At 42.9% G+C, this 15152-nt stretch carries 9 protein-coding genes; 1 reads left to right on the forward strand and 8 read right to left on the reverse strand.

The features are described from left to right. The 3 genes from JOC33_RS10230 to JOC33_RS10240 form a co-directional block, all read right to left on the reverse strand. Positions 1-1989, reverse strand: coding sequence for a tetratricopeptide repeat protein (locus JOC33_RS10230; protein WP_205092374.1), 1989 nt, complete (start codon positions 1987-1989; stop codon positions 1-3). A gap of 183 nt (positions 1990-2172) precedes the next feature. Beyond that, complete coding sequence (locus JOC33_RS10235) at positions 2173-3660, reverse strand: sodium:solute symporter family protein (RefSeq protein ID WP_205092375.1); 1488 nt, start codon at positions 3658-3660, stop codon at positions 2173-2175. A 3-nt stretch (positions 3661-3663) separates the two neighbouring features. Continuing rightward, positions 3664-3909 (reverse strand): hypothetical protein, encoded by a 246-nt coding sequence (locus tag JOC33_RS10240; protein WP_205092376.1) that lies wholly within the window; start codon positions 3907-3909, stop codon positions 3664-3666. 319 nt (positions 3910-4228) lie between these two features. Here JOC33_RS10240 and JOC33_RS10245 point away from each other — a divergent pair, with 319 nt between their 5' ends. Then, positions 4229-5353 (forward strand): MBL fold metallo-hydrolase, encoded by a 1125-nt coding sequence (locus JOC33_RS10245; protein WP_205092506.1) that lies wholly within the window; start codon positions 4229-4231, stop codon positions 5351-5353. Positions 5354-5421: 68 nt separating this feature from the next. On the opposite strand, the gene JOC33_RS10250 is transcribed toward JOC33_RS10245, so the two are convergent. From JOC33_RS10250 to JOC33_RS10270, 5 genes are all read right to left on the reverse strand, one after another. Beyond that, positions 5422-6213 carry an endonuclease/exonuclease/phosphatase family protein gene (locus JOC33_RS10250; protein ID WP_205092377.1) on the reverse strand — a complete coding sequence of 264 codons (792 nt, stop codon included), beginning with the start codon at positions 6211-6213 and terminating at the stop codon, positions 5422-5424. Between the two features lie 64 nt (positions 6214-6277). Then, positions 6278-7561 carry a hypothetical protein gene (locus tag JOC33_RS10255; RefSeq protein ID WP_205092378.1) on the reverse strand — a complete coding sequence of 428 codons (1284 nt, stop codon included), beginning with the start codon at positions 7559-7561 and terminating at the stop codon, positions 6278-6280. 21 nt (positions 7562-7582) lie between these two features. Next, on the reverse strand, positions 7583-9046 hold the full coding sequence (locus JOC33_RS10260) for a sulfatase family protein (RefSeq protein WP_205092379.1): 1464 nt from the start codon (positions 9044-9046) through the stop codon (positions 7583-7585). 169 nt (positions 9047-9215) lie between these two features. Next, entirely contained in the window at positions 9216-11630 is a 2415-nt protein-coding gene (locus JOC33_RS10265; RefSeq protein ID WP_205092380.1) for a beta-galactosidase, read from the reverse strand. A gap of 111 nt (positions 11631-11741) precedes the next feature. After that, positions 11742-15086, reverse strand: coding sequence for a GH36-type glycosyl hydrolase domain-containing protein (locus tag JOC33_RS10270; RefSeq protein WP_205092507.1), 3345 nt, complete (start codon positions 15084-15086; stop codon positions 11742-11744). Between the last annotated feature and the right edge of the window lie 66 nt (positions 15087-15152).

Genomic DNA, 15152 nt, shown 5'->3' on the forward strand with positions numbered 1-15152 from the left:
CTACTCCCCCCCATCCATAAAACGATCCACCGCTTCCAATCGAAGAATGTTTTCTATTGCTTTTTCTTCGTAAATCGATGCCTGCAGGTAATGATGCAAGGCTCGTTGAGGTTCACCGAACAACTCTTCTTTCTCTCCTTGCAACAGCCAATGCTCTTTGGCAGAAGCAACACCATCTCCCCTTTTACGAAGGATTTCTTCACAACCTTTATAATCCAACATATCTCTATAAAAAAGATATCGACTTCCATCCGCTTCGGGGGAAGCAGTTTGATCTATTAAGTCTCTGGCATAGCGTATATCCCCTAGAAGTCTGCTGATTTCTGCCTGTAACCACTCATATTCCTCTTTGTTGTATAAGGGAAGAAGCTGATGATAGTGCTGTTTCATGTCATCCGTCTGGGCAAGGATCCCATATGAATTCAAGGCTTCTTTCGTCTTACCCTGCCTTAATTGCGCCAGACAAATTCCAGGGTAATACCTGTTCAGACCATCCATTTTGTGAACGAGTACATTTCTTAAAAAAGCTTGAAAAAAATAGTTTTCCGCTTCTTCATACTGCTGAGTAATATAATAATACTTAGCCAGTAAGGAGAGGTTTACTTCGTTATGCGGCTCCCATTCCAGAATATCTTGTAAACCCCGGATTCTTTCCTGTCTTTGTTTATTAATCATACCTTGCCAGGTTTCTGTTCGATCCCCGTCTTCGAAGGAGGACTCGATGATTTCTTTTAAATAATAATCACTATCAGAATAAATCCCCCATTCATCCTCGTTTAGCAGATGCGATTTTTTATTTAATGATGGACAAAGCAGGATAAACGGATGGGATAACGCCAATTGCCAATGGATTTCTTCTGAGTCTGTCAGAATTATGTCAGCTACTGCACAAATCCCCTTCCTATATAAAGCACTCGTAGGGTTCCACACATGTTCAGTAATTCGGGCAATTGTTAGCTGAGGACAGATTTTTGAAACAGAATTCAGCCAATAAGGATGATCCACCACTGCGATATTTTTGACATTTCCATCACTGGCTTTTTCCTGTTCAAATTGATCCAGACTTCTTTCCTTAGATATTTGCGAGTGAATGATATAAGGGTTGACTCCTCGGATAAAAGGCACATCTTTATCACTAGATGTACCAAAAAAGTAAATGCTTCCCCGAATATTTTCCTTTTTCTTCACGGAATGTATATGTTGTAAATCCATAATTCCTTGTGTACCAAATCGTTTCAACAACCCCTGTAAGTTTTTGTTCGACTCTTCTTCCATATTGGAAAAATCTGCTCGTTGTGCCATAGTACGATGAAACACATAGATGGATAATAGCGCTTTTGGTTTCCAATTTTCAGGTAATCGCAACCTATGATAATAAGAAAGCAGTAAATAATCATCTTCATACCCTTGCATTCCCGGCAAGTCTTCCACTATGTAGCCACCTGCTTTCTTTAAGCAGCTGGCACGGTGCATAACTGGATGAACAAACCCCTCCACCACTTTTTCTTCTTGTTTTTCTACTAACAGGTCAACAAGTTCATCGGTCCGAGAGGGAATCTGTGCACCAAATATCCCTTTGCCATGGGGATGCCATTGCCCTTCTTTAGTTAGAATACCAGGAGAAATGCAAGGTTCTTCTTTATTGTCCTCAAGAAATTCCACAAGCTTTTGGGGCCAATCCTTCGGGAATAACATGTCCGGATGAATTTCAGTAATATACTGCATCGCCGGCAAGTTAACCCATATGTATTGAAAACACGATTGCCTGGCAAAAGGAATGCCATCATTCGTGCCCTTTCCCAAAACGGTGAAATCCTTGAGATAAGCATCAATCAGACTGGAAAGGTCATAATTAGACAGCCCACCCTGATTATAAAAAACAAAGTGATCCATACTGCCCTTCAGGCTGTCAAGACACTCTCTCAACATGGCCATATCTTCATCATTGCGAATTAATACTGGCATGGTATGAGCGATTTCCGGCATCACTACTCACTCTCCTGGAAAGGCGTTTAACTGATTTCTTTATCATATTTATGCTTACAGAAAGCTAACATTACCAACATAATTAAACTCCAAATTTTATGAGGATTTTTTTAAACAACTGCCAAAATCACCATTTCCAGCACATAAAAAACCAGTCAACCCTTTGATTGACTGGTTTAATACCATCTACAAACCAATTACTTTTTCTGCTTCTTCTTCCTCGGCGACTGAAACTGTCATGACCAGGCTGCCAACAATACAGATTAACAGGTTGGCTAAAAGCCCCCATAACCCACTGAAAATCCCTAATGGAGTAATGTCAGCAAAAGTCATATAAGAAGCGATGATTGTACCTGCAAGCATTCCGACAAACACAGCTTTCTGATGAAGACGATTCCAGTAAAGACCGAGAATCATGGCAGGTGCTACCTGGATGAGCAGCTCGAATTTAAGGACGAAAATTTGAAAAAGCGTTCCTGGCGGAAACCAGGCAATTAATACGAGGACGACCACCGCGGCTACTCCCACAAGTTTTCCCACCAGAATTTTCTTTTTTTCTGTTGCTTCCGGGTTTATGTATCTCCCATACAAGTCTTTCGAGACGATCGATGAAAATGTGAGCAGAACAGAATCCGCCGTTGACACAATCGCCGCAATGACACCCCCGAACAACAGCACCATCGCCCAATAAAAAATGACGTGCTGACCTGCAATGGCACTGGCCATCATCCCTACCAGCTGCTCCGATTCTGCCATATTCAGATCAGGAAACGCAGCAATACCAATAATTCCTACAACAAATACGACACCTGCGGTCAGAAATGGCATCCACGCCATTCTGGTAAAAGACCGTTTCAACGTTCGTTCACTTTTCGCTGAAAATATCCGCTGGACAGCGTGTGGGTAGACGGCAGCTCCAATACCGACAAGGACCAATAAACTGAACCAGCTGACGACACCCGGCCCTTCCGGAACTCCTAACTTTTCCGGCGAATAGGCTTGCATGTAGTCGGCAGCTTTTGGCAACCCGCCGAAGTAAATGATAGAACCGATCAACAGCATAAAAACCCCAAACAAAAGAGCGATTCCCTGCATCATATCGGTGTAGGCGACAGAACGCATTCCTCCGAGCCAGCCGTAAATCAACATGATTACAATGAAAAACACCACTCCAACATGATACGGAATTGTCCCGCCGGTAAGTCCCGAAACTCCCTGCCCGATAGCGACAAACTGTTCCAATAAATAGTTGCCAAGTGCATAAAGCATCAGAATGGCAGCGAGAATAGAGACCGGTTTCGATTTAAACCTTTTCTCCAGCCAATCGACCGGTGTAAGAAGGTTGTACTTCTTTCCCACTATGTACATCCGAGGAGCAAACATCAAATAGACCACGATGATCATGATGAAATAAGGAACAGATACAAGGTATTCAAAGCCCATCCGGTAAGCTGCCGGCGGATAACCGACCACGGTGTTACCGCTGTACTGTGTGGCAAAAAATGTGAAAAATAAAACCATCACACCCAGGCCTCGTCCACCAAGATAATATTCATCCATGCTCTGGTGGACATTTCTATTATTCCAATAAGTGACGATACCGACAGCAAGCATGACTGCGCCGTACATCAATAAAATCAAGACTCCGGACCAACCTGAAAAAGCTAAATCCATCGATTACTCGGCCCCCTTCTTTTCTTCCTCTTCTTCTGCCAAATCCCAATGATACTTCAAAATATAGGATAAAAATGCGGATAATAACAAGGATGCACCAATGATAATAAACGCCCAGTAAGGTATTCCCCAGAATAACGGCTGATAAGAGCCTGCCGGAAAATACCAAGGGTTAATCAAGACAAATAGTATTCCCATCACTATCCATAGTTTCCCGTTTTTAATCGGCTCTTTTTTTGGCTTGCTCACACTTGATTCCTCCTTTTTCGACCACCTGATAGAATATGTTGCATGATTTAGTCATAATTTTCAAAATGTTGTGTATTATCCTAGTCTTTTATAAATAAAAAATCAACCAGACTATTGACGCGGTAATTTCGGAGCAGTTCCTACCAATGTATCTGAAGGCTAAAATCCCCCTCTCAGCCTTCAAATTTTTCTTTTAGTAAAAGGATATTTGTAAGAAGTGTTTAACTATATACAGGGAGAGGTATTTGTTTTCCGTACCTTTTTGTAATCGAAATAACGATTTAGAGAAAGGCACTACCTAAAACATGGAGGGAAAATGATGGCACTAGAACCTATTAACTCGAAGGAGCTTGCTCAAAAAATATTAGCGAGCGAGAACGTTTTCTTATTAGATATTCGCAAAGAAGAAGATTACCAGGATTGGTCTATCGAAGGTCGGAATGTCAGCAGTTTGAACATTCCCTATAAACAACTGGAAAAGAACCCGGAAGCAATAAAAGCACAGCTCCCTGAAGATCAAACGGTTTACGTGATTTGTGCCAGGGGCATTTCTTCTCAAAAAGGCGTAGAACTCCTTGAAAAGGAAGGGATAAAGAATGTTACGTACCTGGAAGGGGGAATGACTGCATGGAGCGAGCACCTGGAACCGGTGAAGATCGGGGACTTATCCAGTGGCGGGGAGCTGTATCAATTTCTCCGTATCGGAAAAGGGTGTCTCTCCTATATGGCAATTGCGGATGGGGAAGCGGCCGTTATCGACCCGACGAGAATGACAGAGACGTTTGAACGCTTCGCTGAAGAAAAAAATGCAACTATAAAATATGTTTTCGATACCCACCTTCATGCCGATCATATTTCAGGCGGAAAGAAATTGGCAGAACAAACGGATGCAGATTATTATTTTCCGCCACAGGATGATGAAGGCCTGACATTTGGTTATAAAAAGCTGGAGGATGGAACCAGAATTTCCATTGGTGGTACCACGGATATCTCTGCCTTTTATTCTCCGGGACACACAATTGGCAGCACCAGCCTTATTGTCGATGGCAAGTACCTGATGACCGGGGATATTTTATTTATTGAATCGATTGGTCGCCCCGATTTGGCCGGGCAGGCTGATAAGTGGGTAAATGACCTTCGTTCCACGCTTTATGATCGCTACCAGAGCTTATCGCAAGAATTGATCGTTCTGCCTTCCCACTTTGGAGATATGAAAGAATTCAAGGAAGATGGGACCGTTCAAGCAAAGCTGGAAAACCTGTATCAGAAAAACGATCGGTTGAATGTGGATGATGCAGAAGAGTTCCGTCATATGGTCACCGATAATCTCCCGCCTCAGCCAAACAGTCATGAAGAAATTCGGAAAATTAACATGGGGCAGACAGATCCCGATGAGAAAGAAAAACGCGAAATGGAAGTCGGTCCGAATCGCTGCGCTGTATAAATTTCCAAAAGAGGTCCATACCTGATCGGTTGGACCTCTTTCTTATGCTTTTGCGGAACATCCCTATCTCAAATCTCCAGTGTAGTACTTACAGGATAATGGTCTGATGGGTAAGCCTCCCCGTATTTATTTCGATCGACCTCCGTTTTTAAAACTTTAAAATCAGAAGTACAGAAAATATAATCGATCGGTTCCCCTGTAATCCCCCCTTCAAAGTCATGGAAAGTGCGACCGACATCAGCATCTGTCACAGAAAAGGTATCCTGTAAATGGGCAGTTACTCCATCTATTGGTGAAACTCCTCGTAAAAATTGAATAACATTATTGTCAGGGTTACTATTTAAATCCCCGGTTAAAATTGATGGGATATTTTTATTGATGAAATGGAGCAGGTTCTCCCAAATTAAAACGATGCCTTTTTCCCGTGCTGATTGACTTACATGATCGAGATGCGTGTTAAAAACTACAAACTCTTGATTTGGTTCATGCTTATATCGAAAATGTCCCCAGGTACATATTCTCGGAAAATCACTATTCCAGCTTATACTGTTTGGCACCTTGGGCTGTTCTGACAGCCAGAATTGTCCATTTTTTACCTTGTCCAGTATACGGGCATTGTAAAAAACGGGGCAGAATTCATCCTCCATTCCACCTCTTCTTCCTTCCCCGACCCATTGATATTCTGGCAAATATTCATCTAAATCCCTAATCATCCCTAATAGCATTTCTTGAGTGCCGAAAACTAGCGGTTTATGCTTTTGGATAGTTTTTGCTGCGTTTTCTATTCTATATGGCCAGGCATTTAATCCATCCTGTGGGAGATCCACCCGTAAATTGAACGTTAGAACTTTCATTTCCATTCTTACTCTCCCCCTCCAATTAAGCAAGGACCAACATACGATGCTGGTCCTTGCCTTTTATACATTAACGAATAGCCCGGTGGCTGACGCGCTCTGTAAAAAACGCCATTCCGTGTTTAAAAGCAGTCAACCCAAACAACATCGAACTCCAATCAATCAGGGTGACTTTGGTTGGGTACCATCTGTCCGGCTTCTCCAAATGCCACCACGAATATCGATGCAGCCCATAACGATAGGAGGCTCGAAATTTGCGTTCATCTTCGCTATCTTGCTGGTTTGTATACGTATCAAAAGGGAGATGAACCTGGTATAAGGCATATAAGTCAAAGATTCCAGCGGGATAAACCGGCAAAAATCCTGCAACGATATAAGCAGATGCCACATCCCCTGGTGCATTATTGATTTGATCAGCGTGATACCCACCGTGTAATCCATCATTTGGACCTGCACCATACCCCCATACATAGGAAGGGACATCCTCCAGTTCCTTCCACTTTAACCGGTCAGCCATACAAGCGTTTTTGTAGAACTCCTGATAAACTGCACTTTCCGTATATTCCGGGACCAGGTAATAAGGAAACTGGTGGACAAAGGAGGATAAAAAGGAATCAGTACCTCCATTAGGATCTGTCAACACAGGAATATCGCGATAGTGAACCTGTGGTAACTCACTGATTTTTTCTTCTGCGAAGTTGGCATACCATAAATCCTGGATCGCTTCATTTTCAGGCTGGCCTAACCTGGCAAGGTGGGATACTAACACATACTCATTATAGGCTGGCAGCGGCATGATTCCTTCTCCATCTTTGACAACCATATTAATGGAACCTTTATCTATATCTGCTACGATTACACTCCAGTCTATGTTGCTCAGCAGTTCATTCGCCATTGCATCAATTTCAGAATCAGTATCTTTGAAATGCTGTCCTGCAAATAGGGCACCAGCAACTAATAAGGAAGTATCAATGGTTGAAATTTCCGAATTTAAGTTCTCTCCTGTTTTCATATCAACAAAGTGAGCGAAAAAGCCTGTTTTCGAATCACGAGCCGGCAGACAGCCATCGGTTTTCCCCATCACCGTGTTTAAAGTAAGTATTGCTTTTTCTGCGGCATCTTGTTCCCAGCCTTCCATATCTGCTACACATAGGCCAATTAAACCAACTCCTGTTGCAGCAATGGAACATTTTTGTTCCGGATTTTCCTCAAATGTCCGATAACTGTCACCGTATAAACCCGTTTCAGGCTGACGTGATGCGTCAAGTAAGCGATAGGCATCCTCATATTGCCGGTCGAAAAACGCCTTTACATTGCTTGGCAATTTTTCATAAAACTCAGTCGTATTAGTCAAAGCTCAACTTCTCCCTTACCATTATTGGTTATAAAATTTTTGAAACTTTTGATGACGTTGTTCTAAACGGTCTGCCGCTTGCTTCCTGCCGTCATCCCGCAGTTTTTTAACATAATTATGATAGTCACCCCTGGTATGGAAAGGACCGCCTTCGTGAATGACATTCCACATCGGGTCCGTCGGGGAATCGGAAGAAGCCAGCTGCTCTGTGACCCATTCATCCAAGAGCCATAATCCTTTTCCGACAATCTCAGGCCTGTCTTCAACGAGATTGTTCGTTTCATGGGGGTCTTTTTCAATATCAAACAACATCAGCTCGGGGAAATCTTTCAAACCATCATGATAAGTACGGATTAACATCCAATTATCAAAACGAACACCGCGCTGGCAACTCCATGCTGCCTGGCTTACGACCAGATATGGCCGACCTGCCGATTCTCCCTTAGTGATGGCAGGTAGAAAGCTTGTCCCATCCCATCGCTCACGCTGTTCCCCACCGATCAAATCTATCAATGTCGGCCCGACATCTATTTGATAATGAAAATCCTGATCTACATGCGCTTGTTTAAAATCAGGACCAGACATGATCAGCGGGATACGGCTTGTAATATGGTCAGCAGTCTGGTGATCTCCGTAAATATTCAGTTCTCCTTGATTTTCCCCATGATCAGCAGAGATGATGATGGTCGTTTCTTCTAATATCCCTTCTTCTTCCAATGCCTGAAGCAGCTTACCGATATGGTCATCCACATGGCGGATCGCCGTATCATACCCATCAATCCATCGTTTAAAATCATCTACGGAAGCTATTTCTTCTGGAAGATTCGGCATTTGGTGCCTGGATGGAATCTCTCGTGCACTCATCGGTCCGAAGCTTTCCCGGTGCTTCGCAATGATATCATCTGTCAGCCAATCAGGGGCTGGGTCATCCTCAAACGGGTTCCCGTATTCTTCTGGTGTGCGATACGGGGTGTGGGGATCCCAGAAATTCAGATACAGGAACCAGTCATCCTTTTCTGTCCCCCTGCCCTTGATCCAACGCAATGCCTCAGAGGATACATCACCAGCAGTTTCTCCTGCATGTTTGCCTGTATCATGCATTTCGAGAAAACCTTCCAGTACATTCCACTTAGCATGCCGTCCAGGAAACGGGCTGATCATCGCCGTGTGATGCCCCTTGAACCGCAGTTCCTCTACCCACGCCTGATATGGGCTATGATGATGGTTAAACGGGCGATCTGCTCCAATTGGTCTTACATCCGCTTCTAATCCGCCATGATTAATCGAACCGGTATGAATACCAAACCTGGAGTTGAACAAAGCATTCCGCGATGGAGCACAAGGTGCATCAGAAGCATAATAATTGGTGAATGTCACACCTTTTTCAGCAATCCTGTCAATATTGGGTGACGTATTGCGGTGGTAACCATAGGTTCCGAGGTGGTCTGGACGTAAGGAGTCAATATCAATATAAAGAATCTTCATATGCCTCTTCCTTTCATTAATAGAGAATTTTAGATAACTTCGAATGCATCATTCCCTGGAATCTTTATTGGGGGGAAGTTATCATTCGAAAGCCTTGATAAATTATCTGGTACCATTGCCAAACAAACGAATTCCTTTATAAAAATCACCCCTTTTGACATGTGATAATCTACTGGAAGTTAACAACTAAATGATCATCCACCTGTGCATGCTTTTGTGATACAACATAAGTTAACTCTCCTTTTCTTTGCACAGTATAATCCTTACTCGGGACAATTTGACGATCTGTCCTCAATACAATCACATCCTCTGACTGAGTGAGGCGAAATGCCATTGCATGCTCAGATATTTCCCTGATTTCTGCCGTCGCATAAGCAATCGTTACGTCACCGCTTACGATATTAATAGGCAGCATCAGGCCATCTTTAGATTGGACCTCCAGCTTTCGGCCATCAAACAGCTTGTTGCCATCCTCCAAAATGTGCAGCTCTTTATCAAATCCATCTAAATTAAGAAGATGAAGGAATCTTTCCCCTTTTTCTGTAGCTGTAGAAGTCATGAAAATTCCATGATACGCACTATCATTCGTTAAACCTGCCTTAGCGCCAAGCTTTTCTATTGCCTGATTAAAAAAACGGATATCACAGGTATAAGGTGTCGCGATTACTATAGCTCTTCCTCGGCCAGCTTTGGTATCAAATCCGCACGTTTCATCTGTTCCATAGACACGGAAAATGGGCTCTGCCTGCTGATCCATTTCAAATACTTGTGCTTTGTGCACACGTAATTCAGCTCTTCCCTTTGCCCAACCATCAGCATAAACCGATAACTCATGACCCGGACCTGCCAGATGCATTCTGCCTGGTTTTACATGCATGGCATCAGCCAGTATATGACATGGATCCCCGACCATGTCGTGTGTCGGAAGCTCTCCATATAAAAGTAAAGACCCTCCATTTACCATGTAATCAGTCAATTTAGTTTGTATCCCTTTATCCATATAGCGGGCGGATGGTACTGCCAGTACTGGATTATCCTCTACATTAATCGGTTTATTTTGAATATCTATCGAACCAAACCGATAGCCTGATAGAAGCATAGCTCGAGCCATATTTTCCCATGCAGCAGTAGATCGATTTGCCTCCAGGTTTTGATAAATTTCCCGCATCCTCGTACTGTTCGGATAGCATGATTCAGTCATATAATAGTCAGGGATGAAAGCGAAAGCAACGTTATCTCGTTCTTCATCCATGATTGCAAGTTTATCTGATACGGCCATCATTGCTTTAATAGCACGTGCCATACGCGGAAACGTATAATTCAGCTCTCCTTCGGGATTGATTGGTGCCGCAAAACCATGACGCTCCCCAGTAGAAGCAATTCTGTCATTACCGTCACCCGGCTTTTTCTTCAAGCGATAATTTCTCCCACCTGTCATCAAATAATAATTAATCAGCCGGTTTCCTTGCGCAATGCACATCCGGGTTTTAAAATCAGCGGCAGACGGATCCAGACGACCACTGAAATTATTGCCGAAATTACCATCTCCACAATTGAATTCGACGGAAGTCAATGGCTGATCCGGGTTATGCACAGCATCCATAAACCCATTGATCAAATAGAGATCCTGAAAGCTTTCCATATTCAAATCGCCAAAGTAAATGTCCGATCCAGATAAGTAACCGGCGGACTGGGTATACGATTCATACAACTGGCTGATTCCGATCGGAAACGTGAACCCACGCCCACCGCCTGTTCCATGGATATTAACGACAAATGGAACATCCTTGATTCCGAATTCTTCCGCATATTCTCTTAATCTGGCAATATAATCCGCAAACCGTTTCCGCATGAAATAACCAAGGTCAAAATGAAGACTCGTCACATAGTCTTCTTCTGGTGATCGAATGGCAGCGTAACACTCTGCTGAATGATCAAGTTTAAACGGATAAGTTTCCTTCAATGTCCTTTCGTCGTACCTTTTTTTTAACCAGTCGACAAAATCATGAAGGACATTTTCGGTCAAATCTGGACAGTTACTCACCCAGGAAAGCATGCCCACTTCATTATCCAGCTGGACGCCGATGATGTTCCCGCCATTGGTATGTAATCTTGGGGCCACCAAAGTCATTACAGCAGCATACCATTTATATGTTTCTTTCAAGAAATTGGGAGCCATATAATCCAGAGTTTTCGCTAAAGTTTCCTTCCCATCCCATGTAACCGGTACGATTTCCGGATGCTTGTCGATGACCCAGTAAGGGATGCCTTCATTTTTCATTTCCGCCATAATAAACGGTCCCGGCCGTAAAAAGAAGTAAAGATCATTTTCTGCACACAAATCGATGAATCCAGCCAAATCCAATTCGGGTCTTGTTTTCCCCTCTAAGTCCACCTCCCCTTCCATTTCCTCATGACACAGCCAGGGGACATAAGCAGCCACAGCATTGCATCCTGCATCTTTCAACTTATTGATCCGATCCTGCCATTCAGAGCGATCGAGTCGATAATAGTGAATTTCTCCGCACATAATAATCTGAGGTTTTCCATCAATGACGATTTGTTTGTTTTTTATCTCAATCATTGCCGTTACTCCTCTCGAAAAATCTGTTTATCTATGTTCTTCTTTTATATATAAAGGTCCCCTACCCTGCTTAAAATAGGGGATCTATTATTCCTATCACGTTAATTCTTATCAAAGATAAACATCCATTACATTCTTTTCACGCGTACACCTATTTTCTACTTCTTCTTCACTGATGCTGAGCCCTCCTTGACGATAGCTGTTGTAAACAGGTTGGGCTTCAGTGATGGGATGGCCATTGATCAGGAGGCGTTTTTCACCATGACCCAGATGGTAGACGAATGAAACAGCTTTATTGTTCACCTGAAAGTCAAAGGTCAGGCCATCAAATTTCTCAGGAAGCACCGGGTCGATCACCAATCTTCCCCCTTCTTGACGAATACCTAAGCAATTAGAAATTAACTGATTCATGTAGATTCCTGGACCGCTGGAATAAATACGCCACCCTCCTTTGACTGCAACCGTACCTTCTCGTAATTTGTCAAAATGTTCCTCAGCTTCATACCGTGTATTAAATTTCCCGTCAGAACTGCTGAAGTAGGCATTGCTTTGTCTTATTTCAGTGTTGGGTACAACATTTTGGATCCCGATTGGATTAATCATTTGTAATCCTTGCCATACTTCCTTATCTTTTCCCAGCTTTGCCATCGCTTCGACGAAACGGATATGGGCATGGACATATTGCAAGCCTATTTCCCGGCCAAAATTAGATGCTTGTTCGGCACGCTTAAAATGTTTGCTGATACCGCCTGCATAGTTGGCCGGCCGGTTCATCAATCGCACACCATCCGGGCAATACAGCTTTTCTTTGATTAATTGGTAATGTTTTTCTGCCTGTTCCGAGTTCAATAGTTCACTGATGATACTGCGTTGCATAGGCAGTAAACGATAACTGATCCCAGTTCTTGTATCATCGGGGTGCAGCATCATTTCAGATTTCCCTGGTTGCTCCATATAAATAAAGCCAGGGATTACTTCCGCTTGCAGCATATACTTTTTAAAGTCTTGTTTAATACCGGAGGCCAATAATGCCAACTCATCTGCGTCCTGTTGGTTGTCCTCTTGCAGGACTTCAGATAACGCAGCCACCACCTGATAAGTCAAGGCGACCGTCCAACTACTTACCATATATTGTTTCAATTGGGTATTTGCCGGTTGTAAGGTATCATCCCAATCCCCGTCTCCATAGGAGGATAAATAAGTATCATGTAAAAAATGATGCTTCATATAATTAATTTCTTTTTGGACATGATCCTGAATCGTGGCTTTCTCTTCCGTAAGCGCAAAGTTATCATCCCGTTTGGTGTACGGAACTTTTTCCTGAAGAATCTGATAATCTCTAGTAGCAGTTAAATAATCACTTAACAGCTTCAATGGCCAGACGATGATGTCCCCATGGCTCTCACCGGCTTGAATATGCGCATATTTGTCAAACATGAACCATTGAGGCCAGTTACCATCCTCTTCAAATTGGTGAGTATATACCGTTTTAATAATTTCTTTTACAGATTCGTATTTTTGGGTTGCCAGGAAATACTCCGCTGGTCCTTGACATACGTCCCGCGTTCCCCAGGCAGCCCCGCTGTACTGTTCCAGACCATGTGGTACAGAGAAGTGAACAAGCATATTATGTGTGTACCACCACGCAAGGGCATTCATTTTTTTCATCTCACTAGCCCATTTTTCCTGGTGAGATAAATGAAATCCGTTCATGACAGACCGATAATACCTGCGATACTGTTCTATTTCTGTCTCTGCATTCCGATTCTCGACCGGTAATTCTTCCCCGTGAAGAAGGCCTTGCATTGTCAATTCCCATTCATTTGAAGCATCTACTTCCATGACCATCAAGGAAGCGGATCCAGCTTTGACATTTGTGGCAAGTTTCTGTTCATCTCTTAAATCAAACGTAGTGCCTTCCATATGGAATTTATATGTTAAATCAGGATACACTTCGTTACTCATGGACTTATCATCCGCTGTCACCGTGATAACCTGGCCTTTTTTCTCCACATGGTACGGCACTTCATATTCATTCCCGTGCATCACTATTTGATTAGTCACTAAGCAGCGATATTCTTTACCGCTTGTTGTTTGCACGTGTAACCGTACCTCTGGTGTGTCTATGGTTGTGTAGCTTGTAATGATGAATGTCTCCGCCTGTGTTTTGTAATACCAGCGGGCGTAATTAAAGCCCATCTCATAAAATGAGGGCAGCGTCAGCAATTGGTAAATCCCGTCTATTTCTACATAGATGCGCTGTCCTGAAGTCTTCAGCACATTTAGCGGATTACGTGCATTGGTAAGCAATTTATTAAAATTCGTATTTCCTACAACCAGTTGTGCATGGAAGATCCCGTACATCCAGGAAGTGGAGGTTAACGTATTTTCCTGTAATTGGTGATTTTGTCCAGACATAATAATATGACCGTGTGGACGTTCCACCAGCTTTTCTTTTTCTCTTAAAACCACGTGTTCATAGCTGTCGGTGAAGAAAGAAAGCAGTTCCTCCCCTTCCCACTCTTCCTGATGACGGTTCGGAAAGTATTGATCAAGCTCCTCTTTCGTGATCGGATCCCCACACAACGGATCGCCAATTTCATCCACAATTTTAACTTTGTCCATAGACTCTGATGAAATATGATCGTAAGCTTTAATTTGATTCCAGGCATCTGTAATAATAGATTCATATTCTAATTCGGTAACGGCTGTTTCATGGTTTTCCCGAAATAAACCATAAAATATAAATTGTTCTCTTCCGGATAGCTTTATTTTTTCTGATTGCAAGGCTGTATAAGCAAACTCATACTGATACACCTCATTGGCGAGAGAGTGATCTGATAAAGCAGCGGGAAGATTCGTTTCCTTATAAGACTTATTAAAGAATTGGAACCCATCGGTGGAATAGCCTGCTGACTTTGTCAGAGAACCTTGCTGTAAATATGGAAACCCTGTCGATTGCTGCTGGTTTTGGCGTGAGCAGATGACATAACCTCTTTGGTCATCCTCGAAAACCTGGTGGTCAATATATTGGGATATGTAGGCTTCATTATTCCTGAGGGCGCCTTTATCCGCCAGTCCCATATCCTGTCCATAAATGACATCCACTTCAGGGCCATGGCCATCCAATGTAACCTCCCAAAACCAAACCCCTTGCTCCGTTAAATGAAATATAACGCTATAGTGTATGTCTCCGATTGCCCCCTTCCAAGTTACATGATTCTCCCCAAACCCTACTTCACTTTGCGAATTTATGCCTATTAATGGAAAGGACTCCATAGCACCTTCTTGATGAATACGCAAGTAGAGGTTATTCAGCGAACCATCTATTGGATTAGACATGAGCTGGTTGATCATGATTGACTGGTTGTTAGCTTCGAAAATATCCCCGCTAGGAAAAAAGGAAAAACTATGATCACCTGCGGTCAGCTTAATTGTTGCATCCTTCGTTATCATCACATCACATTCCCTTGTTAGTAATTGTCATACATGTAAACTTAGTTACCAAAAATTGAAACGTTT

This window comes from Thalassobacillus pellis (assembly GCF_016908295.1).
Lineage (GTDB): Bacteria > Bacillota > Bacilli > Bacillales > Halobacillaceae > Thalassobacillus > Thalassobacillus pellis.